This is a genomic window from Serratia sp. CY74737, from assembly GCF_052166775.1.
Taxonomy (GTDB): Bacteria; Pseudomonadota; Gammaproteobacteria; order Enterobacterales; family Enterobacteriaceae; genus Serratia; species Serratia ureilytica.
Window position 1 is genome coordinate 41,897 of record NZ_JBJNOF010000005.1, and the last position, 25,422, is coordinate 67,318.

The window sequence follows — 25,422 nt, forward strand, 5'->3', positions numbered from 1 at the left end:
ATCCTCTGCTTTTTTACAAAAAAGGCCAAATTAGCCAAGCAAGCCGCGAACAAATGCAATAAACTAAATGTATCTTTTCGTAACTTTGTTGCGTTTCTCCCGTGCCGCGATGCATAGCCAGAAGGAGTATGGATGCATAATTCAACACCGCTCATTACCACCATCGTCGGAGGGTTAGTACTCGCCTTCCTCCTCGGTATGCTGGCGAACCGCCTGCGCATCTCCCCTCTGGTGGGGTATCTGGCCGCAGGGGTGCTCGCCGGCCCGTTCACCCCCGGTTTCGTCGCCGATACCTCACTGGCGCCGGAACTGGCGGAAATCGGCGTTATCCTGTTGATGTTCGGTGTTGGCCTGCACTTCTCTTTGAAAGACCTCCTCGCAGTAAAATCTATCGCCATACCCGGCGCCGTAGCGCAGATAGCCGTCGCTACCCTGCTCGGCATGGGGCTGTCCAAGCTGCTCGGCTGGGATCTGATCTCCGGCCTGGTGTTCGGCCTCTGTCTCTCCACCGCCAGCACCGTGGTGCTGCTGCGCGCGCTGGAGGAACGGCAACTGATCGACAGCCAGCGCGGGCAAATCGCCATCGGCTGGCTGATCGTCGAAGATTTGGCGATGGTGCTGACGCTGGTATTACTGCCCGCCTTCGGCAATATGCTGGGCAACGACAACGCCAGCAGCAGCCAGCTGCTGATGGAGCTGGCGCTGACCATCGGTAAGGTCATCGCCTTCATTGCGTTGATGATCGTGGTCGGCCGCCGCCTGGTGCCGTGGATCCTGTCGAAAACCGCCAGCACCGGCTCGCGCGAGCTGTTCACCCTGGCGGTATTGGCGCTGGCGCTCGGCATCGCCTACGGCGCGGTGAAGCTGTTCGACGTCTCCTTCGCGCTGGGCGCCTTCTTCGCCGGCATGGTGCTGAACGAGTCCGAGCTGAGCCACCGCGCGGCGCACGACACCCTGCCGCTGCGCGACGCGTTCGCCGTGCTGTTCTTCGTCTCGGTTGGCATGCTGTTCGATCCGATGATCGTGATTAACGAACCGCTGGCGGTGCTGGCGACGCTGGCGATCATCGTGTTCGGCAAATCCGCCGCCGCGTTCCTGCTGGTGAAAATGTTCGGCCACTCCAAGCGCACCGCGCTGACCATCTCCGCCAGCCTGGCGCAGATCGGCGAGTTCGCCTTTATTCTGGCGGGCCTCGGCATCGCGCTGGGCATGATGTCGGAACACGGGCGCAATCTGGTGCTGGCCGGCGCCATTCTGTCCATCATGCTCAACCCGCTGCTGTTCACCCTGCTGGAGCGCTATCTGGCCAAAACCGAAACCATCGAAGAGCAAATTCTCGAAGAGGCGGTGGAAGAAGAGAAGCAGATCCCGGTGGACATGTGCAACCATGCGCTGGTGGTCGGCTACGGCCGCGTCGGCAGCCTGCTGGGCGGCAAACTGGCCGAGGCGGGCATTCCGCTGGTGGTGATCGAGAACTCCCGCCCGCGGGTGGAAGCGCTGCGCGAGCAGGGTATCAAGACGGTGCTGGGCAACGCCGCCAATCCGGAAGTGATGGATCTGGCGCGGCTCGACTGCGCGCGCTGGCTGCTGCTGACCATCCCGAACGGCTATGAGGCCGGCGAGATCGTCGCCTCGGCGCGCGCTAAGCGGCCGAACATCGAGATCATCGCCCGCGCCCACTACGACGACGAGGTGGCCTACATCACCGATCGCGGCGCCAATCAGGTGGTGATGGGCGAACGGGAGATCGCCAACAGCATGCTGAACATCCTGCAGTTGGATACCCTGAGCGAAGAAGAAAAAATGGGGGGCTGCCCGATCTGAGGCACCGCGCACAAAAAAAGGTCCGGCATGCCGGACCTTTTCTTTTTCAGCGGGTTAACGCTCCCAATAGGACTCTTCCAGGCTGTCTTCGCGCTCCGGCAGGCCACGAGTGAGACGCGGCGAATGCTGGTTCAACACCTGGTAGCTGACGCGGTTGGCGTATTTGCACACCTGCGCCAACGAAGAGTATGTCAGGTAACTGCGCACGTGCTTGCTCGAGTTTGGCACGTTGTGGCGGTGATAACCGTTGGCGGCGATATCGTGCAGCAACGCCGACAGCGCGCCGTCGCCGGCGCCGTTGGTGTTCATGATCTTCTCCGGCCCGCCCATATACGGCGCGATGTGCGAGTAAACGCGCAGCGGATGCTCACAGTGTTCGCGGCGCATGGCGCGGCTGAACTCGTAGCGGTTGAACTCGGCGATATGCCCCGGCAACAGCGGGTGCTGGGTCTGACGCTTGTTGGCCTCTTCGGTGTAGCCCGCCATATACAGGCCGTTCGGCCCGGCGGTGCACAGCACCAGATCCACCCACTCCAGCGCCATGTCCGAGGCGGTCAGCGGATCGCTCAGCCCGGTCAGCTCCAGCGCTTCGTCTTCGTTCATCGCCAGAATGGTCACATTTTCCTTCAGGAAGTCGCGCCACCACTGCGGGTTGTCGGCGATCACGTACTTGGTGCCCAGGGTCAGCACCACCGGCACATCGTGCTTTTTGGCGTATTCGATCGCCTGCAGGGTAGCCTCCTTTATCGGCTCCCCTTCCTTGCAGCGCACCAGATAAGAGCTCAGCACCAGCGCCGACGCGCCGGCGATCACCTCTTCAGGGATGCTTTCCGGGCGCAGCTGGTTCATCTGGCCGGGGTTGATGGCGAAGGTGCGCTCGCCGCTTTCGCCGATCAGCGTGAAACAGCGGCCGATGGCGCCGTCAACGCCCTGCAGATAGTTAAGATCGGTGCGGCTGGAGGTATTGCACAGATAACGGTAGGCGTAGCTGCCGATTTTCACGTTGCTGCACATCACGCCGAGCAGCACCGAGCGGTCATCCGCCAGCACCGAATAGTTGTGCATGGTGTTGCCGATGGTGCCGCCGGCGAACTGATGGGTGACCAGGTTGTTTTCATTCAATTCCTGATACAGCGCCTCGGCGACGTCATCTTCGATCACCAGAGAGTGGCCCAGGCTCAGGCCGTAGCGCTGGACAAAAGCGTCGTCCACTTTCGCCTCGATATCCACCAGCGTCTGGTCGATGCCGACGATATACGAGGTGCTGATTTCACTTTCGGGCTGGGCCTGCTGCAGAAGCGGATCGCGGGCGCTCACCGGGAAATAGTGTTTGGACTTGCGTTTACCAGGAAATTTCATGTGATTGGTGGTGGTGGCGGTTTAACAAGCGGAGAATGTTAACACATCCCCGCCCGATCACGATGCATCTAATAGACAGATTATGGATGATTACAGACGCTGCGCCACCAGTTGCTGCATCATGTCAATATGCGCCGGCTCGTCGTTCAACGCAGAGATGTATTCAAACTTCTCGCCGCCGGCCTTAAGGAAGATCTCGCGGTTCTGCTCTTTAATTTCTTCCAGCGTTTCCAGGCAGTCCGCCGAGAAACCAGGGCAGATCAGCTGAATGTGCTTCACGCCCTGCGCCGGCAGCCCCTTCAGGGTCTCATCGGTATACGGCGTCAGCCAAGGCTCGCGGCCGAAGCGCGATTGGTACGTCATCATCACCCGCTCCGGCGCCAGCGGCAGCGTGGCGCTCAGCGCACGCAGCGTATCCTCGCAGCGCTGCGGGTAGTCATCGCCCAGCCGCGCATAACGTTTGGGGATGCCGTGGAACGACAGCACCAGCCGATCCGGCTGGCCGTGTTCGGCGAACGAACGCTCCACGCTTTGTTGCAGCGCGGCGATATAGGCCGGGTGTTCGGCGTAATCGCGAATGAAGGCCACAGAAGGCAAGCGGCGATAGCCTTTCAGCACCCGGGCTACGCCGTCCCATACCGCCGCGCTGGTGGAACAGGAATATTGCGGATAGAGCGGCAGCACCACCAGGTTGGTCACGCCCTGCGCCAGCAGCTTGTCGATGGCTTCCGCCAGGCTCGGCGAACCGTAGCTCATGCCCAGCTCCACCGGCGTATTCGGCATGCGCGCCGCCAGCGCCCGCTGTTGGCGACGGCTGTACACCAGCAGCGGCGACCCCTCTTCCATCCACACCGACTGATAGAGTTTAGCCACGCGCGGCGAACGGATCGGCAAGATCGCGCCGTTGAGGATCGGCCACCAGATCAGAGGCGCCGTGTCGACCACGCGATCGTCACTGAGGAATTCCTTCAGATAGCGTTTGACCGCCGACGAGGTCGGCGCATCTGGCGTGCCCAGGTTCACCAGCAATACGCCGTGTTTCTCTTGCTTCATCTCAGTTCCCCTCATTTCCTTTCCGGCCGGCATTCCGTTCTGGGTCGGGATGTCAGCAGCCATTAATGCCGGCTATTGTAACGGAAAAGTCCTGCATCGAAACCGATAACAGCAACAGGCTATGCCTGTGGGCTTCTTCCCTGCGCCAGCTGCCATACCGCCGCCACGTTGCGCGCCGTCACCTGCAGATTGCGATCGGCGTCCGTCAGCGCTTCTTCCAGCGTCACAATGCGATCGAGCACCGAAAACGCCGCATCGATGCCGTGCTGATGCACCACCGAATAATCCGGCGTCAGGCTGCCGGCGATGGCGATCACCGGCACGCCGTGGCGCTTGGCCACCCGCGCCACGCCGATCGGCGTTTTGCCGTGAATCGACTGGCTGTCCAGCCGCCCTTCGCCGGTGATCACCAGATCGGCATCGCGCACCGCCTCATCCAGACGCAGAGTTTCAGTGACGATTTCGATGCCCGGCCGCAAGCGCGCGTTGAGCATGCCGAGCAGCGCCGCCCCCATGCCACCCGCCGCCCCCGCGCCCGGCTGGGTGAGCACGGCGCGGCCGGTTTCCCGTTCCAGCAGATCGCCGTAGTGGTGCAGCGCCGCATCGAGCTGCGCCACCATCTCCGGCGTCGCCCCCTTCTGCGGCCCGAACACCGCCGAGGCGCCCTTTTCGCCGCACAGCGGGTTATCGACGTCGCAGGCGGCGGTCACGCTCACCCGTTGCCAGCGCGCGTCCAGCCCGGCGAGATCGAGGTGCGCCAGCTGCGCCAGCGCCGCGCCGCCCACCGGCAGCGGGCGACGATCCTTATCCAGCAACTTCACGCCCAGCGCCTGCATCATCCCGGCGCCGCCGTCGTTGGTGGCGCTGCCGCCGATGCCGAGAATGATCGCCTTCACGCCGCGTTCCAGCGCCGCCAACATCAGTTCGCCGGTGCCGTAACTGGTGGTGATGCGCGGATCGCGCCGATTAGGCGGCGCCAGATGCAGCCCGGAGGCGGCGGCCATTTCAATCACCGCGGTTTCACCGTCGCCCAGCAGGCCATAAAATCCCTGCACCGGCTCCCCCAGCGGGCCGGTGACCGTCACCTGAACGATTTCACCGCCGGTGGCCGCCACCATCGACTCCACCGTGCCTTCACCACCGTCCGCCATCGGCAGCTTCACGTAGTGCGCCTGCGGGTAAATCTGACGGAATCCCCGCTCAATGGCGTCGGCGACGCCGAGCGCGCTCAGGCTCTCTTTGAAAGAATCCGGGGCAATAACCACTTTTTTCAGCGTTTTCATCACTGTTCCTTATCCCGCCAGGTTAAATACGCCAAACATCAGCGCCGAGATTGCCGCGATGGTGAACCCCACCAGCGTTTCATACGGCAACAGCTTGAGCCGCTCGTGCACCGCCATATTGACGCTGCCGCCGGTGGCGTGGAAGAAGCTGCCGTGCGGCAGGTGATCCAGCACCGTGGCGCCCGCATGGATCATCGCCGCGCCGGCCAATCCGCTCACCCCCAGCTCAAGCAGCGTGGAGCTGAACACCCCGGAAGCCACGGCGGTGCCGGCGGTGGTCGAGGCGGTCGCCATCGACATCAGCGCGCCGGACAGCGGCGCCAGCAGCCAGGCCGGCAGCCCGGTGTGCGTCAAACCGGTAATCAAGACATCCTTCAGCGCCGAGTTGGCGATAATGCCCGCCAGCGTGCCGGTGCCGAGCAGCATGATCGCCACCGGCGCCATGCGCGACAGGCCGGAGACCATAAACTGATTGCACTGACGAATGCGCCCCATCAGCAGCGCGCCCGCCAAACCGCCGGCCGGCAGCGCGATCAGCGGATCAACGGCGATACCGGCGATCGGCCGCAGCGACAGCAGCAGGATCGCCACCAGCGGCGCGCTGATCGCCGCAGCGAAGCCCGGCCGCGCCCCTTCGGCATGCTGAGTCAGCTCTTCAGCCATCACCCTGCCGCCTTTATCGCTCAGGCGACGCGCCAGCAGATAGGCCACCACCAGGCCGCACAGCCCCGGCACGATGCCGGCCATCATCACCGAGGTGAGCGGCACGTGGAAGTTGTCCGCCGCCGCGATGGTGTTCGGGTTGGGCGACATCACGTTGCCGGCCTTGCCGCCGCCGATCATCGCCAGCAGGATCGCCGCACGAGAAATGCCGGCCTTTTGGGCGATCGACAGCGCGATCGGCGCGACGGTGATCACCGCCACGTCGATAAACACCCCCACCGCCGTCAGGATCAGTGTAGCCACCGCCAGCGCCAGCAGCGCGCGGGTTTCCCCCACCTTGCGTACGATAGTTTCGGCGATGGTGTGCGCCGCGCCGGATTCGATCAGCACCCCGGCCAATACCCCCGCCGCCAGAATGCGCATCACGGCGTTGGTGATGCCCTGCGCCCCGCCGATCATCAGCGTCACGGTCTGCACCAGATCGGCGCCGCCGCACAGCCCACCCGCCAGCGCGCCGGCAATCATGCCGTAAGCCGGTGGAACCTTGCGTAGAATCAGGACGATGGCGACGGCTAACGCCACCAGCGCCCCCAGAGTGGATACGGTTGTCATTGTTGTTTTCTCCGTGGTTGATGTGCAGGCCAACATATCCCGCGCGCCCGGCGTTGGCCTGAGGGGAAACAACAAAAAATCGCCGAAGGAACGGCGCGGAATTTGTGGGTTGGCACAACTCAGTCGTGCATCAGCATGCCGATATACAACCGCAGAGAGTCAGTTAATTGATTGATTTTCATACCGGTTATGGCTTCGATGCGCTGCAGGCGATAGCGCAGGGTATTGACGTGAATATGCAGCTGCGCGGCGGCCTGCGTCTGATCACAATTCTGCGAAAAATAGTGGCGCAGCGTGGCGCGCAGCACGCCTTTTTCATCCTGTTCCTCCAGCGTCCGCCAGGGGCGCCCCAGCTCTTGCGCTCGCCAGTCCTCCCCGAGATCGCACAGCAGCGACGGCAGCGGATAGTCGTGGTAGAACAGCGTGGCGTGACGCAATTTCAGGCGCTGCGCCATCGCCTGGGTGGCGCGCGCGGTCAGGCTGGAGCGGTAGGCGCTTTGCGGATCGTCGTAGAAACCGCCGACGATCAGCCGCACCCGAAAGCGGTGCTTGAGCTGGTTTTGCAGACGCTGCGCCTGTTGGCGCTCCAGCTTCAGGCTCCACTCGCCTTGCGCCATGCTGGCCGGGCGCAGCAGGGTCATTTCATTGAAGCAGGTAATGGCGATCAACGCATCGCGCTGGGTGGCCTCAAGCTCAGCCAGCAGTTCGCGCAGCAGGTGCGGCTGCGCCTCTTGCAGCTCGACGATCCAGACGATGCGCGCCTGGCGCAGATCCAATCCCAGATACGCCGCCATCGCTTCCAGCGACGCCGTGTTCGGCTGCGGCTGCAACAGCTGGTTCGCCAGCTCTTCCCGGTAGCGTTTTTCCCACTGGTGCTGATCCAGCAGCGCCGCCTGCTCCACCATCATCTCCGCCGCCATTTTGACCAACTCGGCGTAGGCGCGCACCTCGGCCGGCTCGCCGGAAATGCCGATCACTCCCACCCGCTGATTGCGAAAGCTGAACGGCAGGTTGATGCCGGGCCGCACGCCCTTCAAGTGTTCGGCGGTGGCGCGGTCGATTTCCACCACCCGATTCTCCGCCAGCGCCAGCACCGCGCCTTCATGACGCTGGAACAGGCGCTGTGGGTTGCCGGAAGCGATGATCACGCCGTTGCTGTCCATCACGTTGACGGAATGGCTGATGATGCCCATCGCCCGCTGGACGATCTGGCGCGCGGTGGCTTCCGCCAGAAGTTTGGTCTGTCTGAGCATGCCGGCTCCCTGCTGAGGATGAAAATGCAGGCTTGTTATACGTCATTTGGCGCGGGCGATTAACGGTCACGGCCGCAACAAGCCGCCGCGATCACAATTTAACGGGAAAACGGCAAAAAAAACGCCGGGCCACAGGCCCGGCGTCATGCACAGCCAGCTTGCTATCAACCGAGGATAGTCGCCAGCTCTGCGCTCACTTCGGCCACCTTGCGGGTGCCGTCGATTTTGCGGTATTGGGTGTTGCCCGCTGCCGCTTCTTTGCTGTAGTAAGAGATCAGCGGCGCGGTCATCTGATGGTATTCCACCAGGCGCTTGCGCACGGTCTCTTCCTGATCGTCCTTGCGCGTGGTCAGCTCTTCGCCGGTCACGTCGTCTTTGCCTTCCACCTGCGGCGGATTGAACTTCACGTGGTATACGCGGCCGGACGGCGCGTGCACGCGGCGGCCAACGATGCGGTCAACGATCAGCTCGTCCGGCACGTCGAACTCCAGCACGAAGTCCACGTTGATGCCGGCTTCTTTCATCGCGTCAGCCTGCGGAATGGTGCGCGGGAAGCCGTCCAACAGGAAGCCCTTGCGGCAATCTTCCTGAGCGATGCGCTCTTTGACCAGCGCGATCACCAGCTCATCGGTCACCAGCTTGCCGGCGTCCATGATCTCTTTCGCCTGCTTGCCCAGTTCACTGCCGGCCTTCACGGCTGCGCGCAACATATCACCGGTGGAGATTTGCGGAATGCCGTATTTCTCCATGATGAATTGAGCCTGAGTACCTTTACCAGCGCCCGGAGCGCCCAGCAGAATGATACGCATTGCGTAAATCCCCTTGCTATGTAGTTTTTATAAAATTGCGAAAACGCTCAACGATACCATTTCAGGGGGGGCAGGCTCAAGGCGCGCGAAGGAAATCGATTGCGGAACATGCAAAAATTCAAGCGAACAAAAGAGGGGAAAATGCGGGGAAAAACCGGAAATGCGCCCCTAACGGTGCCGTTAAGGGCGCATATAATCAACTTCAGGCGGACAGCAACTTGTTCATGCGGCGGATGAACAGGTTCGGATCCTCCAGCGTGCCGCGTTCAGCCAACAGCGCCTGATCCAAAAGCAGGTCGATCCACTCGGCGAAATGTTCGTTATCGCCCACGTCGGATGCGCGTTTGACCAACGCATGCTCAGGATTAAGCTCGAAAATGTACTTCACTTCCGGCGCCTGCTGGCCCGCAGCGGCGAACAGCTTGGCCATCTGGGTGCTCATTTCGTCGGCGTCGGTTACCACGATCGCCGGCGTATCGGTCAGGCGGTGCGTCAGACGCACATCCTTCACGCGGTCGCCCAGCAGGGTTTTCACGCGTTCGATGAACGGTTCCAACTGCTTCTCGGCCGCCTTCTGCTCTTCGGTTTCATCCGCCAGTTTATCCAGCGTTTCATCCGCCTTGCTGACCGACTGGAACGGCTTGCCGTCGAACTCGGTCAGGTAGCTCATCATCCACTCGTCGATGCGATCGGACAACAGCAGCACTTCGATACCTTTCTTGCGGAACAGCTCCAGATGCGGGCTGCTCTTGGCGGCGGCGTAGCTGTCGGCGGTGATGTAGTAAATCTTTTCCTGCCCTTCCGCCATGCGGCCGACATACTCTTCCAGCGACACGGTCTGCGCCGAGCTGTCGCCGTGGGTGGTGGCGAAGCGCAGCAGTTTGGCGATCGCTTCCTGGTTGCCGTTATCTTCCGCCGGGCCTTCTTTCAGCACCAGACCGAACTGCTGCCAGAATTTCTGGTAGCCTTCGGCGTCGTCTTTGGCCAGCTTATCCAGCATCTGCAGCACGCGCTTGGTCAGCGCGCCGCGCAGGTTCTGCGTCACGCGGCTATCTTGCAGGATCTCGCGCGATACGTTCAGCGGCAGATCGTTGGAATCGATCAGGCCGCGCACGAAGCGCAGATAGTTCGGCATGAACTGCTCGGCGTCGTCCATGATGAACACGCGCTGCACGTACAGCTTCAGGCCGTGCTTGTGATCGCGGTTCCACATGTCCCACGGCGCCTGCGCCGGGATATACAGCAGGCTGGTATATTCCTGCTTGCCTTCCACCCGATTGTGGCTCCAGCTCAGCGGATCGGTGAAATCGTGGGCGATGTGCTTGTAAAACTCTTTGTACTCTTCGTCGGTCACGTCAGCCTTGCTGCGGGTCCACAGGGCCTGCGCCTTGTTGATCTTCTCCCAGGTGACGGTGCCGTCTTCTTCATTCTTGCTTTCGATCTCCACCGGCAAGGCGATGTGATCGGAATATTTGCCGATCACCGAACGCAGGCGCCAGGCATCGAGGTACTCATCTTCGCCTTCGCGCAGATGCAGGGTGATTTCGGTGCCGCGGGTTTCTTTGGTGATGTCGGCGATGGTGTAGTCGCCTTCACCGGCGGACTCCCAGAACACGCCCTCGTCATCGGCGGCGCCGGCCGCGCGGGTACGCACGGTCACTTTGTCCGCCACGATGAACGCCGAGTAGAAACCAACGCCGAACTGGCCGATCAGTTGGCTGTCTTTCGCCTGGTCGGAACCGATGGATTCCAGGAACGCTTTGGTGCCCGATTTGGCGATGGTGCCGAGGTTTTCGATCACTTCTTCGCGGCGCATACCGATGCCGTTGTCGGCAATAGTCAGGGTGCGCTGCTCTTTATCGAAGGACAAACGCACGCGCAGCTCACCGTCGCCGGCATACAGCTCCGGCGCGGACAGAGCGCGGAAGCGCAGCTTGTCGGCGGCGTCAGAGGCGTTGGAGATCAGCTCGCGCAGAAAAATTTCTTTGTTGGAGTACAGCGAATGGATCATCAAATGAAGCAGCTGTTTTACTTCAGACTGGAACCCGCGGGTTTCTTGACCTTTCATACTCATTGATTACCTCAAAGACAATGGCTACCAAAATCGAACAATGAGGATCAGATGAGGGTCAGGGTCTTGTTTTTCAAGCGGACGGCGGGAAATTTTTGGCAAAAAACAATGGGGCCGGGCGGCCCCATCCGGGAAAACATCAGAACTTGATGGCGTGGCGCCCCGCCAGCGAATGCGACAGCGTGGTGCCGTCGACCATCTCCAGCTCGCCGCCCACCGGCACGCCGTGGGCGATGCGGCTGGCGAGCACGCCATACTGGCCACACATCTCGGCGATATAGTTGGCGGTCGCCTCCCCTTCCACCGTCGGGTTGGTGGCGAGGATCACTTCGGTGATGCTTTCCTTTTCCAGCCGTTGCTCCAGGCGATCCAGACCGATATCGCCCGGCCCGATGCCGTCCAGCGGCGACAGATGCCCCATCAGCACAAAGTAGCGCCCGGCGAACTGGCCGGTCTGCTCGATGGCGTGGATATCCGCCGGGCTTTCCACCACGCAAATCTGGCCGTTTTGCTGGCGGCGCGGATTGGCGCAAATGGTGCAGACGTCCTGCTCGGTGAAGGTGCGGCAATCGGCGCAGTGGCCGATCTCCGACATCGCGCGCGTCAACGCCTGCGCCAGGCGCATGCCGCCGCTGCGATCGCGCTGCAGCAGCTGAAACGCCATGCGCTGCGCCGATTTCGGGCCGACGCCCGGCAGGCAGCGCAGCGCCTCCATCAGGGATTCAAGGAGCGGGCTGGTTTGCATCAGAACGGCATCTTGAAGCCAGGCGGCAACTGCATGCCGCTGGAGACGGAGGCCATTTTCTCTTTCTGGGTCTCTTCGATGCGGCGCGCGGCGTCGTTAAACGCAGCGGCGATCAGATCTTCCAGCATCTCTTTGTCGTCTTCCATCAGGCTTGGATCGATTTCCACGCGGCGGCAGTTGTGCGCGCCATTGATGGTGACTTTCACCAGGCCGGCGCCAGATTCGCCGGTCACTTCCAATTTGGCGACTTCTTCCTGCATCTGCTGCATTTTTTCTTGCATTTGCTGGGCTTGCTTCATCAGGTTGCCCAGACCGCCTTTACCAAACATAGTCGTCTCTCGTCGCTAGGGCCGCGCACATCGCGCAGCGTTTAAAGGGGGCGAATACTCTCTTCATCCAGATCCGCGTCGAAGAATCGGCGCAGCGTCTGAATGTTGGTATCCGCTTCGATGGACTGGCGCGCCTGCGCCAGCTTTTCCTCATAGATGGCTTGTCGCCATTCCAGCGGGGTGCGCTCCGCCGGATTATCGTCCTCCACCACGGTCAGCTCGATCGGACCGCCGTACAGCTCACCGAGCGCGTCGGCCAGCGTCTTCTGCGCCGAAGGCGAATTCAGATGGCGCTGCGAAGACCGCAGATGGAGGCTAATCTTGCCCGGCTCCGGCTGCTGCTTGAAGGCGTTCAACGCCAGCTGCTGCACCAGTTTCGGGATCTTAAGCTTATCGATTTCCGCCGCCCAGGCATCGCGCTCCAGCGACTCCACCACCAGCTTGGCGGCCAGCTCCGGCGTTTTCTCGTGCTCCAACGCCGTGCGCAGCGCTTTCGGCGTCGCCAGCGGTTCCGGCGCCGCCTCGGGCTCGGTCTGCGCGCGCCAACGATAGGCTTCCGGTTTCGCCGGTTTTTCCGGCACCTTCTTCTCCGCCAGGCGCTGCTGGCTGCGCTCGGTCACGGAAGCCAAACGCCCCAGCGCCGAGTTTGCCGGCCGCGCTATTCCTGGCGCCGCCGGCTCATTCTTTTTTGGTGTGGATGCTCCCTGCTGCCGTTGCAGCTGGGACCGCGCTTTCAACAGCTGGGCGGTGGCATCCGGTAAAGGAGTCGATGATTGTCGCTGCGGCGCGGCCGGCTGCCCTAGCGGCGGCGGCGCGTCCTGAAACTGCGGCGGCTGTGGCGATGCGGCCTGCTGCGGCTGCGCCATCGGCGCCGGCGCGGTCTGCACCAACGCCACCGGCTCCGGGATCACCGCTTTCGGGTGAAACGCCAGCGCGCGCAGTAGGGTCATCTCAACCCCCATGCGGCGATCCGGCGCATAGGCCAGCTCTTTGCGGCCCACCAACAGCGTCTGGTAGTAAAGTTGCACATCGGCCGGCGGCAGAGTGCGCGCCAGCTCGCGCAGCCGTTGCTCCACGGCGGCGTATTGGTTGTCGAGTATCGAAGGCAACAGCTGCACCATCGCAATGCGATGCAGCAGCGCCAGCGTCTCCACCAGCAAGTTTTCCCAGTCCACACCGCGCGAAGCGGCCTGCGCGACCTGCGCCATCACCTTTTCACCGTCGGCGCTGACCAGCGCTTCGAGGATCGCCAGCGGCTGCTCGTCATCGAGCGTGCCGAGCATCTGGCTGACAGTGGCGGCGGTCACCTGCCCCTGCCCCATAGCGATCGCCTGATCGGTCAGGCTCAGCGCGTCGCGCATGCTGCCATCGGCGGCGCGCGCCAGCAGCTGCAGCGCGCGGGCGTCGCTGGTGATCTGCTCCGCCGTCAGCACCGTTTCCAGCTGCTGACGGATCTGATCGACGTCCAGCGCTTTGAGGTGAAACTGCAGGCAGCGGGAAAGAATGGTCACCGGCAATTTTTGCGGATCGGTGGTGGCCAACAGGAATTTGACGTGCGGCGGCGGCTCTTCCAGCGTCTTCAGCAACGCGTTGAAGCTGTGGCGCGAGAGCATGTGCACTTCATCGATCAGGTAGACCTTGAAGCGGCCGCGCGCCGGCGCGTACTGAACGTTGTCCAGCAAATCGCGGGTATCTTCCACCTTGGTTCGGGAAGCGGCGTCGATCTCGATCAGATCGACGAAGCGCCCCTGCTCGATCTCGCGGCAGTTGTCGCATTGGCCGCACGGCGTGGCGGTAATGCCGGTTTCACAGTTCAGGCCTTTGGCCAGCAAGCGGGCGATGGTGGTTTTCCCCACGCCGCGCGTGCCCGAGAACAGATAGGCGTGATGGATCCGCCCCAGCGAGAGGCCGTTGGCCAGCGCGGTCAGGACATGTTCCTGGCCGACCACGTCTGCGAACGTTTGAGGGCGCCACTTACGGGCGAGAACCTGATAGCTCATTAATACCGGAGAAGTCGAGGAATCTGGAGGGTCATGCTAACACAGCCCCGCGGCAATCCGCGAGGCCGTTGTGCCCAAGGGGCGATGCCGCATCAATGACCGGCGAAGTCCACCAGGCAGTAGCAGTCGATGCCCAGCTTGTTCAGTCGCGCTTCTCCGCCCAGATCCGGCAGGTTGATGATGAACGCGGCGTCTTTCACTTCACCGCCCAGACGGCGGATCAGTTTGGTGGTCGCTTCAATGGTGCCGCCGGTCGCCAGCAGATCGTCCACCACCAGCACTTTGTCGCCCGCGGTGATGGCGTCGGTGTGGATCTCCAGCTTGTCGGTGCCGTACTCCAGCTCATAGCTTTCGCTGAGCGTGGCGCGCGGCAGTTTGCCCGGTTTGCGCACCGGCACGAAACCGACGCCCAACGCCAGAGCGACGGGCGCGCCGAACAGGAAACCACGCGCTTCGGTACCCACCACCTTGGTCACGCCCGCTTCGCGATAGCGCTCAACCAGCAGCTCGATGCTGGCGGCGTAGGCCAACGGGTTTTCCAGCAGGCTGGTCACGTCGCGGAACAGGATGCCCGGCTTCGGATAATCCGGGATGGTTTTGATACTGTCTTTAATAAACTGAAGCTGCTGCGCAGTAGCGGTCATAATTGTTGCCTGATAAAGCTGCCTGAAAACCGGCGCGCCGCTCACCCGCCGCCCCTGGGTGAAACACACCGGAGAAAAAATGGCAGGCGATCCGCGCACGAAAACGCCCAAATCTATGCAAACTGGCGGACAAATGCAACTCTCCCCTGCATCTTTCAACCCGCAGCGTTGTTGACCGCACGCATTACTTACCTAAGTAAGCTCCCGGGGATGCCTGCGTTTGTCGCCTGGCTGCGGCTTGAAAGCTATTGGGGAGTTTAAGGTACAATCAGCGCTGTTTTTGTTGCGGCAGATCAATAACCGGCAGGCGCAGCATAAAGGTCAGCAAAATGGCCAACATCAGCAGCAACAGCCCGCGCACCCACCAGATTTTCACCAGCCACAGCGAACAGGCGAAGGTCAGCACGATCACCAGCACCGCTTTCCACTTCGCCCCCGGCGGCAGCGCGCGATGCTGCTGCCAATGGCGCAGATAAGGGCCAAACCAGGAACGGTACAGCAGCCAGTGATGAAAGCGCGGCGAAGAGCGGGCGAAGCACCAGGCGGCCAACAGCAGGAACGGCGTGGTCGGCAACAGCGGCAACACCACGCCCAACGTCGCCAGCACCACCGCCAACCAGCCCAAAATGATCAATAACCCACGCGTCATGCGGTTCTTCGCTCCTCAATCGGTTGCGGCTTACTGTAGCATCGGCGCCGCGCCGGCGGAATATGCATGCGGCGCTTGTTTCAGGACGGCATCGCGGGCAAGCTTACGCCTGTTGAAATCAAGAGGGAGCTTATGTGAGCACTCAGCGTCTATTACAGGTGTTGGCACAGCAGATCGCGGCGCTGGCGGCCGAAGTGACCCCGCGCGGCGATGTGCCAATCCCGCAGGCGCGGTTCGACGCCGCCCTGTTCGCCAACCGCGGCACGCGGCTGCGCGACTACCTGGCCGAAGTGGAGAAAAACTTCGCCCAGCTGCAAAACGCCGCTAACGACAGCCGCGCCAGCCAGGTGGCCTTTCTGGCCGAAAAACTGGTGGCTCAGATCGCCGCCCTGCAGCGCGAGCTGGCGACCCAGGCGCTGCGGCGCAAGAATCAGCCGAAGGAAGCTCCCGAGGTCGATCTCTACCACAAGTTGGCCGAGCATCAGGATTACGAGCGCCGGCTGATCGCCATGATTCAGGATCGGGAAAGCCTGCTGGGGCGCCAGACCACGCTGGCGGCGCAGCAAAAGCTGCAGCACGAGCTGGCGGCCCTGGAGGGGCGGCTGATGCGCTGTCGTCAGGCGTTGGCGCGCATCGAGCGCAATATCGAGCGCAAAGAAAACGGTTTTTGAAGATTTATCACAATATTTTAATGATTATTCCCCGGTTGCGCGCCGGGTTCACTATACTCTGCCGATACCCGAGTTATTCATCCCATTAATTAAATAAGCGCAGGTGCTATGTCTCTGGAAAACGCCTCACCCGAACTGCAGCTGGCGGTAGACTTGATTTACCTGCTGGAATGCAACGAGATCGATCCGGCCACCGCGCTGGCGGCGCTGGATATCGTCAAACGGGATTATCAGGAAAAGCTGCAGCGCGCCGGCGTCACCTCTCCCTATCTGCCTGCCGGACAGTAACCGGGGACAGCGCCGCTGTCCCTTTCGCCTCTCATTGCTTATCCGCCGCCGTCTGGCCGCCGTCGTCCGGCGATAGCGTTCTTTTCACTTCCTGCACTTCATTGCCCTGCTGGTTATGCAGATACACCTCCAGCTGATTGAAGGCGATGTCGATGCCGTTTTCCCGGCACAAGCGGTCGATTGAGCGATTCAGTTCGTCCACCGTGTAGCTGCGATCGCGCAGTTCCCGCACATAGAGCCGCAGTTCGTGATCCAGCGTGCTGGCGCCGAAGTTGAGGAAGAACACCTGCGGTTCGGGATCGGTCATCACCCGCGGGTTGTCGTGCGCCGCCTGCAGCAGCACCTTTTTCACCTTGTCCAGATCGGAGCCGTAGGCCACGCCGACCTTGATCAGCACGCGGGTGATGGTATCGGACAGCGACCAGTTGATCAGACGCTCGGTGACGAACGCCTTGTTCGGAATGATCACCTCTTTGCGATCGAAGTCGGTAATGGTGGTGGCGCGAATGCGGATCTTGCTGACCGAACCGGAGAAGGTGCCGATGGTGATGGTATCGCCGATGCGGATCGGGCGTTCGAACAGAATGATCAGGCCGGAGACGAAGTTGGCGAAGATCTCTTGCAGGCCGAAACCCAGCCCGACCGTCAGACCGGCGGCCAGCCATTGCAGTTTGTCCCAGGATACGCCGAGCGATCCCAGCGCAACCACGGCGCCCACGGCGGTAATCAGGTAAGTGAGCACGGTGGTGATGGCATAAGACGCCCCCTGCCGCAGTTGCAACCGCGACAGCACCACCACCTCCAGCAAACCGGGCAAGTTGCGGGTGAGCACGTAGGCGACAATCACTGCGGCGATCGCCACCATCATGTTGCCCAGCGTCACCGCCTGCGACACGCTGCTGCCCGCCACGGTGCTGGTGTAATGCCACAGCGTGATGCTGTCCAGATAAGCGATGACCGTCACCAGATCCGACCAAATGGCGTAGAAGGCGCTGGCGAAGATGGCGAACAGCACCAGGGTGGTCAGGCGCAGCGACTGCTGGTTGATCTGATCGAGCGCCAGCGGCGGCTCTTCCACCACCGGTTCGCCGCCTTCGGCTCCTTCTTTCGCCACGTTTTGCCGCCGCGCCAACGCGCGCCGGTAAGCCAGACGCCGCGCCGCCACGCTCAGGCCGCGCAGCGCGGTCAGGTATACGATATTCCACAGGAAAAACAGATACAGGCTGTCTATCCAGCGGCTGGCCAGCCGCAGCGTGGTATAGAAGTAGCCGGCGAACATCAGCCCCAGCAGGATCAGCGGCGTGGCGGCCAGCGCGGTGACCACCACCAGCCGCACGGCGTGCGAGCCTTTTTCACGCCAGCTGTCGCGGCACAGCGGGAACACCAGCACCGTGAGCAGCGCCAGCGTCAACATCACCACGATCTGGCCGATCACGTCTTCCACCAGACGCAGCGGCGCTTTCTCGCCCAATACCGACCAGAAGATCAACGGCTGCAGCGCCAACCCCAGCCGCAGCGTCTGACGGCGGTAATGCGCGCACAGGTTGGCGCCGAAGTTGAAATGCCGCTCGGCGATGCCGCCCGGTTTCAGCATGCGATAGCTGAAGCCGAACACCAGCCACGACAGCGCCAGCTGCTGCGACAATGCCCATATAAAGTCGCTGATGCCGAAATCCGCGCGATACATCCAGAAACCGACGCCGAGGAGTAACGCGGCGCCGGGCAACACTTTCAGCAAGGTCAGCGCGATGGCCTTCGGCGTGTGCAGTTGGCCGTCGCGCTTAAGTTGCCCCACGTCGTTGGCCAGCTTTTGCAAATGGCCGTCGATCAGCCGGTAGCGCCAGCGCAATACCCCGATCGCCAACAGCATCGGGATCAGGAACACCAGCGCATTCAACCCGCCCTGCACCAGCTTGCCGCCGTCGAATTTGAGATCGAGCCCGGCAATCTGATCGCGCACCGCCTCCGGCATCGCCTTCAGCCACGCCAGATCGACCGGCTTGTTGCTGTTGACCCAGAAAATCTGCTGGGTCAGCGTATCTTGCAGCGAACCGTAAACGCTGGTCAGCTGCTGCTGATTGATCTGCAGGTTGATCGACAGCGACAGCTGGTTGCTGAGCTGCTTGTTCAGCTGATCCAGCAGTTCGCGGCGCATATCGACGATCTCGTTTAACGCGTCGATCACCTCCGGGCCGGCCTTTTCCTTGCTTTCGGCCACCAGCTGGTTGATGTAATCCTCTCCTTTGAACAGATCGTCGCGTTGCTGATTGATATCGAACTGCTCCAGCCGCAAATCGGCGATGCGCGTGTCCATATCCGCCAACAGCGTGCCCTGCGGCAGGCTCTGCTGCTGCTGATACAGGATGCGCGACAGCACCAGGCTGCCCTTCAGCACCTGGATCTGTTCTTTAAGGTTACGCTCCGCCTGCAGCCCGCGGTCGAGCCAGTTTTTGACCCGAATGTTCTGCTGGAACAGGGTGTTGCTCTCTTCGGTGGCGGCGATCAGCCGCTGGCTCAGCTGGCGGTTGACGTCCAGTTGCTTGCTGACCAGTTGATCGTGCTGAATATCGGTGGCGTCTTCCGGGTTCTGCGCCTCTTTGGCGGTCTTTTCAGACAGCGTCAAACGTTTGCTGTTGACGATCTCCTGCAGCAACTGCACCGAGCGATCCAGCGCGTCGATATGCGCCGTGGTGTAATCACGCTGTTTTTGCAGCAGATCCTGCAGCGTGGTATTGGCTTCCAGACTTTTGCGCTGTAGCTCCAGCTGCGCGTTGAGCAACGCCTGTTCGGTGGTCAGCATCACCTGCTGGCTGTTGCGCAGCGAATCTTGCCCCGGCGTCTGGCCGCTGAGCTGGCTGCGGATCTCCTGCAGGCGCTGCGAAGCGGCGTACATGGTGCTTTGTACTCGTTCAGGCTGGGTTTGCAGCGACACCAGTTGGCTGTTGTAAGTAGAGAGGCTCTCCTGCGCGCTTTGCAGCTCGTCGAGCGTTTGATACAACCGGCTTTCCAATTGGCGCAGCGACAGCGGCAACAGCGCGGCGCGCGCCGCCGCATTGTCTACCGGCTGCTTCAGCGCATCCAGTTCGGCGGTCACCTGACTGAGTTTCGCCGGCGCCTGCTGCACCTGCTGTTTAAGCTGCGCCGCGTCCTGCCGATTGCGCTCGATGGCGTCCAGCAGCTCCAGCGTGCGGGTTAAATCCTGTTGGGACAGCTTTTCGACCGGCGTCAGGGCTTTTTGCTTGTTCAGCGCTTCCAGCTGGCTTTGCACTTCGCTGCGCTGCGGCAAATCGCCGTTCAGCGCCGCCTGCACCGGCAAGCTCAGCGTGCAAATCAGGAAAAGGAGTGTCGCGGCGGCGATGCGCCGACAAACGAGCGCGGCGTCAGAGAGGGCAGAGTCAACCAGCGATGCATGATTTAGCTTCGGATCGGTTAAGAAGCCTGAAGATTATCACGATCGCCGGCGGGCAACGAACAACAAAAACGTTGCCGATGATGTCCCGTTGTCGCGAAATCAGAAAGTGAGCACTTTCTCCGCCGCCAGCGTCCACTGCGCCAGTTCGACCAGCGTGCCGATCTCCACGCCGTCCGCCAGCGGCAAGCGGCTGACGCCGCGCGCGTCGGCGCAGGTCTTGCACAGCTTGACCGGCACCTGCTGCGCGGTGAGGATCTCCAGCATCTGCTGCAGATGGTATCCTTCGTGCGGCTGCTGTCCTGCCAGCCCGGCCACCACCGCGTCGGACATCAGAAACAGCCGCAGGTCGAGACTGCTTTGCTGCTCTTTCAGCGCGATGGCCAACCGCAGCGCATTGAACAAGGATTCATGGCCATAGGCGGCGCCGTTGGCGATGAGAACAACTGATGACATGAAATCTCTCCTTATAAAGGAAGGCGGTCGACGTCGGGGTTGAGGCGCAAGGTGGGGCAAAACTGCAGCATCTCCAAAAACGCATCGACCAGCGCTTCGGCTTCGGCCCGCAGATCGAAACTTTCCGGCATAAACAGCCAGTTTTCCATCAGGCCGGTGATATAACCGCGCAGGATGATCGCCGCACGGCGGGTATGCAAATCGGCGGGCAATTGCTCGTGGTGAATGCAGTTATACAGCACCGCTTCGATGCGTTCATAGCCGGCGAGGTACAACACCTTGCGCGAATCCAGCAGCGGCATCATTTCACCGACAAACTCGCATTTGTGGAATATAATCTCCATCAACGCCCGCCTGCGGCCGTCTTCAACCGTAGACGTCAGAATGTAAATCAGAATTTCCCGGATAACCCGCAGTGGATTATCGGGAAACTTTGCCTGATACTCTGTTTCGAGCTGGTCAATTTTCGGCTCGGTAGATTCCCAAACTTCATTAAACAGGTCTACCTTATTCTTGAAGTGCCAGTAAATGGCTCCACGCGTAACCCCGGCAGCGGTGGCAATATCTGTCAGTGACGTTGCAGCAACGCCACGTTCAGAGAACTCTCTCACCGCAGCATCGAGGATTTGCTGCCGGGTTTCTTGCGCCTGCTGTTTGGTTTTTCGTGCCATGGCATTGTTATTTAGGGGGAGTGTGATTTACATACATTCGCGAATGTATGTACCATAGCACGCACATATAATTAACGCAGCAATGGGTTTTAAAGCTTGTGATCCATTGATCATTTTGAAATCGGACACTTGAGGTTTTTCTATGAACAAAAACAGAGGGTTAACGCCTCTGGCGGCCGTTCTGATGCTTTCAGGCAGCTTAGTGCTAACAGGATGTAACGATAAAGAAACCCAACAGCAAGGCGCCCAACAGCAGGCTCCTGAAGTGGGCGTAGTCACTTTGAAGGCCGAGCCTCTCAATATCACTACCGATCTTCCTGGCCGCACCGCTGCGTATCGCATCGCCGAAGTTCGCCCTCAGGTCAGCGGCATCATCCTGAAGCGTAACTTCGTTGAAGGCAGCGATATCAAGGCCGGGACGTCTCTGTACCAAATCGATCCCGCGACCTATCAGGCCAGCTACGACAGCGCGAAAGGCGATTTGGCCAAAGCGCAGGCCAGCGCTTCCATCGCACGCGTGACGGTAAACCGCTACAAGCCATTGCTGGGCACCAGCTACATCAGCAAACAGGACTATGACAACGCCGTGTCCACGCTGCAGCAAGCGGATGCCGCCGTGGTGGCCGCCAAGGCCGCCGTGGAAACCGCGCGCATCAACCTGGCGTACACCAAGGTGACCTCTCCGATCTCCGGCCGCATCGGCAAATCCGCCGTGACCGAAGGCGCGCTGGTCAGCAACGGCCAGGCAACCGCCCTGTCCACCGTGCAGCAGCTGGATCCGATGTATGTCGACGTCACCCAGTCGAGCACCGACTTCCTGCGCCTGAAGCAAGAACTGGCCAGCGGCGCGCTGAAGCAGGAAAACGGCAAGGCCAAAGTGAAACTGATGCTGGAAAACGGCACCGAATACGCGCAGGAAGGCACGCTGGAGTTCTCCGACGTCACCGTCGATGAGACCACCGGCTCCATCACCATTCGCGCCCTGTTCCCTAACCCGAACGATACGCTGTTGCCTGGCATGTTCGTGCGCGCCCGTCTGGACGAAGGCGTACGCAGCGATGCATTGCTGGTGCCTCAACAAGGCGTCACCCGCAACCCGCGCGGCGACGCGACGGCGTTGGTGGTAGGGGCAGACAACAAAGTTGAGCTGCGCACGCTGAAGGCGGACCAGGCGATTGGCGACAAATGGCTGGTTACCGATGGCCTGAAAGCCGGCGATCGCGTCATCGTCACCGGCCTGATGAAAGTGCATCCGGGCGCGCAGGTAAAAGTGCAGGAAGTTGACACTCAGGCGCAAAAACAGCCGCAGTCTGAAGCGCAGAAGTCATAAAAAGGAGCCTGTAATACATGGCTAAGTTCTTTATAGACCGCCCAATTTTCGCCTGGGTAATCGCCATCATCGTCATGTTGGCGGGGGTGCTTGCAATAATGAAACTGCCAATCGCGCAGTATCCCACTATTGCACCGCCGGCGGTGAGTATTTCCGCCAACTACCCGGGCGCAGATGCCAAAACGGTGCAGGATACCGTCACACAGATTATCGAACAGAACATGAACGGTATCGATAACCTGATGTACATGTCCTCCACCAGTGATTCCTCTGGTAGCGTCACCATTACCCTGACGTTTGAGTCCGGCACCGATCCTGACATCGCGCAGGTTCAGGTCCAGAACAAACTGTCGCTGGCCACCCCGCTGCTGCCGCAAGAAGTTCAGCAGCAGGGCCTGAAAGTAGAAAAATCCAGCAGCAGCTTCCTGATGGTGGCCGGCTTCGTTTCCGACGATCCGAACATGACTCAGGACGATATTGCGGACTACGTGGCGTCCAACATCAAGGACCCGATCAGCCGTTCGTCCGGCGTGGGTGAAGTGCAGTTGTTCGGTGCCCAGTACGCGATGCGCATCTGGCTGGATCCGAACAAGCTGAACAACTACCAGCTGACGACCACGGACGTAACCTCCGCCATCACCGAGCAGAACAACCAGATCGCCGCTGGCCAGCTGGGCGGCCTGCCGCCGGTGCCGGGGCAGCAGTTGAACGCCTCGATCATCGCGCAGACCCGTCTGACTTCGCCGGAAGAGTTCGGCAAGATCCTGCTGAAGGTGAATACCGACGGTTCCCAGGTACGCCTGCGCGACGTCGCTCACATCGAGCGCGGCGCGGAAAGCTACGCGGTTACCGCTCGTTATAACGGCAAGCCTGCCGCCGGTCTGGGTATCAAACTGGCTACCGGTGCCAACGCCCTGAACACCGCCAAAGGTGTGAAAGACGAGTTGGCCAAGATGGCGCCATTCTTCCCGCAAGGGATGAAAGTGGTTTATCCGTACGACACCACCCCATTCGTTAAGATCTCTATCAACGAAGTGGTGAAAACGCTGATCGAAGCCATCATCCTGGTATTCCTGGTGATGTATCTATTCCTGCAGAACTTCCGCGCGACGCTGATCCCAACCATCGCGGTGCCGGTGGTACTGCTGGGGACCTTTGCGATCCTTGCGGCGTTCGGCTTCTCGATAAACACCCTGACGATGTTCGGCATGGTGTTGGCGATCGGCCTGCTGGTGGATGACGCCATCGTGGTGGTGGAAAACGTCGAGCGCGTCATGTCCGAAGAGGGGCTGCCGCCGAAAGAAGCTACCCGTAAATCGATGGGCCAGATCCAGGGCGCGCTGGTGGGTATCGCCATGGTGCTGTCGGCGGTATTCGTGCCGATGGCGTTCTTCGGCGGTTCAACCGGCGCCATCTATCGTCAGTTCTCGATCACCATCGTGTCCGCGATGGCGCTGTCGGTGCTGGTGGCCTTGATCCTGACGCCGGCGCTGTGCGCCACCCTGCTCAAACCGATCCCGAAAGGCGATCACGGGGTCAAAACGGGCTTCTTCGGCTGGTTTAACCGCATGTTCGAGAAGAGCACGCATCACTATACCGACAGCGTGGGCAACATCCTGCGCAGCACCGGCCGCTACCTGATCATCTACCTGCTGATCGTGGTTGGCATGGGCCTGCTGTTCCTGCGCCTGCCTTCTTCGTTCCTGCCGGATGAAGATCAGGGCATCCTGTTGACCATGGTGCAGTTGCCTGCCGGCGCCACCGAATCCCGCACCAACAAGGTGTTGGAAGAAGTCTCCGACTACTTCCTGAACAAGGAAAAGGACAACGTGGTTTCGGTGTTTACCGTCGCGGGCTTCGGCTTCAACGGTAACGGCCAGAACAACGGCCTGGCATTCGTCAGCCTGAAAGACTGGGGCGAGCGGCCGGGAGCCGGGAACAAGGTCGAAGCGATCGCGGGTCGCGCCATGGGCGCCTTCTCGCAGATTAAAGAAGGCCTGGTGTTCCCGTTCAACCTGCCGGCGATCATCGAACTCGGTACCGCAACCGGCTTCGACTTCGAGCTGATTGACCAGGGCGGCCTGGGGCACGAAAAACTGACCGAAGCGCGTAACCAGCTGTTGGGCATGGTTGCTCAGCATCCGGACGTGCTGGTGGGCGTGCGCCCGAACGGCCTGGAAGATACGCCGCAGTTCAAACTGATCGTCGATCAGGAGAAAGCCAAGGCGTTGGGCGTGAGCATCACCACCATTAACAGCACGCTGAGCACCGCGCTGGGTGGCTCGTACGTCAACGACTTCATCGACCGCGGTCGTGTGAAGAAGGTGTACGTACAGGCCGAAGCGCCGTTCCGCATGCTGCCGGAAGACATCAACAAGTGGTACGTGCGCGGTACCAGCGGCCAGATGGTGCCATTCTCCGCCTTCTCTTCGGCGAAATGGGAATACGGCTCACCGCGTCTGGAACGCTATAACGGCTTGCCGTCGATGGAAATTCTGGGCCAGGCCGCACCGGGCAAGAGTACCGGTGAAGCGATGAACCTGATGGAACAGCTGGCGTCCAAACTGCCAAGCGGCATCGGTTACGACTGGACCGGCATGTCCTATCAGGAACGTCTGTCGGGCAACCAGGCGCCGGCGTTGTACGCCATCTCGATTCTGGTGGTGTTCCTGTGTCTGGCGGCGCTGTATGAAAGCTGGTCCGTGCCGTTCTCGGTCATGCTGGTATTGCCGCTGGGGGTTATCGGTGCGTTGTTGGCCGCGACGATGCGTGGCATGAATAACGACGTGTACTTCCAGGTGGGGCTGTTGACCACCATCGGTCTATCGGCGAAGAACGCCATCCTGATCGTGGAATTCGCCAAGGATCTGATGGAGAAAGAAGGCAAAGGTCTGATCGAAGCGACGTTGGAAGCGGTGCGTATGCGTCTGCGTCCAATCCTGATGACGTCTCTGGCCTTCATCCTCGGGGTTCTGCCGCTGGTTATCAGCAGCGGCGCAGGCTCCGGCGCACAGAACGCGGTAGGTACCGGCGTAATGGGCGGGATGATCACCGCGACCGTATTGGCGATCTTCTTCGTACCGGTGTTCTTCGTGGTGGTTCGCCGCCGCTTCAGCAAGAAGAACGAAGACCTGGAACACAGCCACCCGGTAGAGCATCACTGATCGTTCAGTGAAGGGAGCTCTACCCGATAATCGAAAAGGCCGCGCATGCGGCCTTTTTCTTTTGCTTCAGTTGTTTAATGCAAACCGTTCTCATTAATTCACTCGTGTGTGCAATTTACGCTTGATCGTGATGCCCGGT

At 60.9% G+C, this 25,422-nt stretch carries 20 protein-coding genes and 1 other annotated feature; of the genes, 5 read left to right on the forward strand and 15 right to left on the reverse strand.

The features are described from left to right. Nucleotides 1-132: 132 nt before the first annotated feature. The gene (ybaL, locus tag ACJ8PE_RS08635) at nucleotides 133-1,824 is read left to right on the forward strand and encodes a YbaL family putative K(+) efflux transporter (RefSeq protein WP_004940247.1); all 1,692 of its coding nucleotides are present in this window, start codon (nucleotides 133-135) and stop codon (nucleotides 1,822-1,824) included. 54 nt (nucleotides 1,825-1,878) lie between these two features. Here ybaL and ACJ8PE_RS08640 read toward each other — a convergent pair whose 3' ends face one another. The 12 genes from ACJ8PE_RS08640 to ACJ8PE_RS08695 form a co-directional block, all read right to left on the reverse strand. Continuing rightward, nucleotides 1,879-3,183 carry an inosine/guanosine kinase gene (locus tag ACJ8PE_RS08640; protein WP_033651114.1) on the reverse strand — a complete coding sequence of 435 codons (1,305 nt, stop codon included), beginning with the start codon at nucleotides 3,181-3,183 and terminating at the stop codon, nucleotides 1,879-1,881. A 90-nt stretch (nucleotides 3,184-3,273) separates the two neighbouring features. After that, nucleotides 3,274-4,236 carry a ferrochelatase gene (hemH, locus tag ACJ8PE_RS08645; RefSeq protein WP_004940253.1) on the reverse strand — a complete coding sequence of 321 codons (963 nt, stop codon included), beginning with the start codon at nucleotides 4,234-4,236 and terminating at the stop codon, nucleotides 3,274-3,276. Between the two features lie 119 nt (nucleotides 4,237-4,355). Beyond that, nucleotides 4,356-5,519, reverse strand: a complete 1,164-nt coding sequence (locus tag ACJ8PE_RS08650) for a glycerate kinase (protein WP_197793446.1) — start codon at nucleotides 5,517-5,519, stop codon at nucleotides 4,356-4,358. 9 nt (nucleotides 5,520-5,528) lie between these two features. After that, nucleotides 5,529-6,794, reverse strand: a complete 1,266-nt coding sequence (locus ACJ8PE_RS08655; protein ID WP_033651112.1) for a GntP family permease — start codon at nucleotides 6,792-6,794, stop codon at nucleotides 5,529-5,531. Between the two features lie 119 nt (nucleotides 6,795-6,913). Next, entirely contained in the window at nucleotides 6,914-8,047 is a 1,134-nt protein-coding gene (locus ACJ8PE_RS08660; protein WP_197793444.1) for a sugar diacid recognition domain-containing protein, read from the reverse strand. A 164-nt stretch (nucleotides 8,048-8,211) separates the two neighbouring features. Further along, nucleotides 8,212-8,856, reverse strand: coding sequence for an adenylate kinase (gene adk / locus ACJ8PE_RS08665; RefSeq protein ID WP_004940261.1), 645 nt, complete (start codon nucleotides 8,854-8,856; stop codon nucleotides 8,212-8,214). A gap of 202 nt (nucleotides 8,857-9,058) precedes the next feature. Next, on the reverse strand, nucleotides 9,059-10,924 hold the full coding sequence (gene htpG, locus ACJ8PE_RS08670; RefSeq protein ID WP_033651110.1) for a molecular chaperone HtpG: 1,866 nt from the start codon (nucleotides 10,922-10,924) through the stop codon (nucleotides 9,059-9,061). A gap of 142 nt (nucleotides 10,925-11,066) precedes the next feature. Beyond that, entirely contained in the window at nucleotides 11,067-11,672 is a 606-nt protein-coding gene (recR, locus tag ACJ8PE_RS08675; RefSeq protein WP_004940263.1) for a recombination mediator RecR, read from the reverse strand. Further along, complete coding sequence (locus ACJ8PE_RS08680) at nucleotides 11,672-12,001, reverse strand: YbaB/EbfC family nucleoid-associated protein (RefSeq protein ID WP_004940264.1); 330 nt, start codon at nucleotides 11,999-12,001, stop codon at nucleotides 11,672-11,674. Before ACJ8PE_RS08680 ends, recR begins: the two co-directional genes overlap by 1 nt. 41 nt (nucleotides 12,002-12,042) lie before the next feature. After that, nucleotides 12,043-14,001 carry a DNA polymerase III subunit gamma/tau gene (gene dnaX / locus ACJ8PE_RS08685; RefSeq protein ID WP_197761801.1) on the reverse strand — a complete coding sequence of 653 codons (1,959 nt, stop codon included), beginning with the start codon at nucleotides 13,999-14,001 and terminating at the stop codon, nucleotides 12,043-12,045. After that, nucleotides 12,646-12,710 (reverse strand) — a sequence feature (DnaX frameshifting element). It overlaps the preceding gene by 65 nt. Nucleotides 14,002-14,093: 92 nt before the next feature. Then, nucleotides 14,094-14,645, reverse strand: coding sequence for an adenine phosphoribosyltransferase (gene apt / locus ACJ8PE_RS08690; RefSeq protein WP_019454166.1), 552 nt, complete (start codon nucleotides 14,643-14,645; stop codon nucleotides 14,094-14,096). A gap of 268 nt (nucleotides 14,646-14,913) precedes the next feature. Beyond that, a complete protein-coding gene (locus ACJ8PE_RS08695; RefSeq protein WP_016928835.1) occupies nucleotides 14,914-15,294 on the reverse strand; it encodes a DUF454 family protein in 381 nt (126 codons plus the stop codon). Nucleotides 15,295-15,428: 134 nt separating this feature from the next. Between ACJ8PE_RS08695 and priC the strand changes: the two genes are divergently transcribed. Both priC and rsmS read left to right on the forward strand, forming a co-directional pair. Beyond that, nucleotides 15,429-15,965: a primosomal replication protein PriC gene (gene priC, locus ACJ8PE_RS08700; protein WP_197761799.1), complete on the forward strand. Its 537-nt coding sequence runs from the start codon at nucleotides 15,429-15,431 to the stop codon at nucleotides 15,963-15,965. 108 nt (nucleotides 15,966-16,073) lie between these two features. After that, entirely contained in the window at nucleotides 16,074-16,253 is a 180-nt protein-coding gene (gene rsmS, locus ACJ8PE_RS08705) for a pleiotropic regulatory protein RsmS (RefSeq protein ID WP_016928837.1), read from the forward strand. A gap of 31 nt (nucleotides 16,254-16,284) precedes the next feature. Here the strand turns inward: rsmS and mscK are convergent, their stop codons facing one another. From mscK to acrR, 3 genes are all read right to left on the reverse strand, one after another. Then, nucleotides 16,285-19,611 carry a mechanosensitive channel MscK gene (gene mscK / locus ACJ8PE_RS08710; protein ID WP_442536749.1) on the reverse strand — a complete coding sequence of 1,109 codons (3,327 nt, stop codon included), beginning with the start codon at nucleotides 19,609-19,611 and terminating at the stop codon, nucleotides 16,285-16,287. A gap of 153 nt (nucleotides 19,612-19,764) precedes the next feature. Continuing rightward, nucleotides 19,765-20,118 (reverse strand): DsrE/DsrF/TusD sulfur relay family protein, encoded by a 354-nt coding sequence (locus ACJ8PE_RS08715; protein ID WP_042783805.1) that lies wholly within the window; start codon nucleotides 20,116-20,118, stop codon nucleotides 19,765-19,767. Between the two features lie 11 nt (nucleotides 20,119-20,129). Then, nucleotides 20,130-20,789, reverse strand: a complete 660-nt coding sequence (gene acrR, locus ACJ8PE_RS08720) for a multidrug efflux transporter transcriptional repressor AcrR (protein WP_033642109.1) — start codon at nucleotides 20,787-20,789, stop codon at nucleotides 20,130-20,132. 142 nt (nucleotides 20,790-20,931) lie between these two features. Here acrR and sdeX point away from each other — a divergent pair, with 142 nt between their 5' ends. Together sdeX and sdeY are read left to right on the forward strand one after the other, a co-directional pair. Continuing rightward, nucleotides 20,932-22,119: a multidrug efflux RND transporter periplasmic adaptor subunit SdeX gene (sdeX, locus tag ACJ8PE_RS08725; protein ID WP_033642108.1), complete on the forward strand. Its 1,188-nt coding sequence runs from the start codon at nucleotides 20,932-20,934 to the stop codon at nucleotides 22,117-22,119. 17 nt (nucleotides 22,120-22,136) lie between these two features. Then, nucleotides 22,137-25,283, forward strand: coding sequence for a multidrug efflux RND transporter permease subunit SdeY (gene sdeY, locus ACJ8PE_RS08730; protein WP_033651107.1), 3,147 nt, complete (start codon nucleotides 22,137-22,139; stop codon nucleotides 25,281-25,283). The last annotated feature ends 139 nt before the right edge of the window (nucleotides 25,284-25,422 follow it).

What these genes read in the sequence shown, in the direction of transcription:
- ybaL (WP_004940247.1), top strand. Translation starts at nt 133, where the DNA reads ATGCATAATTCAACACCGCTCATTACCACCATCGTCGGAGGGTTAGTA.
- ACJ8PE_RS08640 (WP_033651114.1), bottom strand. Translation starts at nt 3,183, where the DNA reads ATGAAATTTCCTGGTAAACGCAAGTCCAAACACTATTTCCCGGTGAGC.
- hemH (WP_004940253.1), bottom strand. Translation starts at nt 4,236, where the DNA reads ATGAAGCAAGAGAAACACGGCGTATTGCTGGTGAACCTGGGCACGCCA.
- ACJ8PE_RS08650 (WP_197793446.1), bottom strand. Translation starts at nt 5,519, where the DNA reads ATGAAAACGCTGAAAAAAGTGGTTATTGCCCCGGATTCTTTCAAAGAG.
- ACJ8PE_RS08655 (WP_033651112.1), bottom strand. Translation starts at nt 6,794, where the DNA reads ATGACAACCGTATCCACTCTGGGGGCGCTGGTGGCGTTAGCCGTCGCC.
- ACJ8PE_RS08660 (WP_197793444.1), bottom strand. Translation starts at nt 8,047, where the DNA reads ATGCTCAGACAGACCAAACTTCTGGCGGAAGCCACCGCGCGCCAGATC.
- adk (WP_004940261.1), bottom strand. Translation starts at nt 8,856, where the DNA reads ATGCGTATCATTCTGCTGGGCGCTCCGGGCGCTGGTAAAGGTACTCAG.
- htpG (WP_033651110.1), bottom strand. Translation starts at nt 10,924, where the DNA reads ATGAAAGGTCAAGAAACCCGCGGGTTCCAGTCTGAAGTAAAACAGCTG.
- recR (WP_004940263.1), bottom strand. Translation starts at nt 11,672, where the DNA reads ATGCAAACCAGCCCGCTCCTTGAATCCCTGATGGAGGCGCTGCGCTGC.
- ACJ8PE_RS08680 (WP_004940264.1), bottom strand. Translation starts at nt 12,001, where the DNA reads ATGTTTGGTAAAGGCGGTCTGGGCAACCTGATGAAGCAAGCCCAGCAA.
- dnaX (WP_197761801.1), bottom strand. Translation starts at nt 14,001, where the DNA reads ATGAGCTATCAGGTTCTCGCCCGTAAGTGGCGCCCTCAAACGTTCGCA.
- apt (WP_019454166.1), bottom strand. Translation starts at nt 14,645, where the DNA reads ATGACCGCTACTGCGCAGCAGCTTCAGTTTATTAAAGACAGTATCAAA.
- ACJ8PE_RS08695 (WP_016928835.1), bottom strand. Translation starts at nt 15,294, where the DNA reads ATGACGCGTGGGTTATTGATCATTTTGGGCTGGTTGGCGGTGGTGCTG.
- rsmS (WP_016928837.1), top strand. Translation starts at nt 16,074, where the DNA reads ATGTCTCTGGAAAACGCCTCACCCGAACTGCAGCTGGCGGTAGACTTG.
- ACJ8PE_RS08715 (WP_042783805.1), bottom strand. Translation starts at nt 20,118, where the DNA reads ATGTCATCAGTTGTTCTCATCGCCAACGGCGCCGCCTATGGCCATGAA.
- acrR (WP_033642109.1), bottom strand. Translation starts at nt 20,789, where the DNA reads ATGGCACGAAAAACCAAACAGCAGGCGCAAGAAACCCGGCAGCAAATC.
- sdeX (WP_033642108.1), top strand. Translation starts at nt 20,932, where the DNA reads ATGAACAAAAACAGAGGGTTAACGCCTCTGGCGGCCGTTCTGATGCTT.
- sdeY (WP_033651107.1), top strand. Translation starts at nt 22,137, where the DNA reads ATGGCTAAGTTCTTTATAGACCGCCCAATTTTCGCCTGGGTAATCGCC.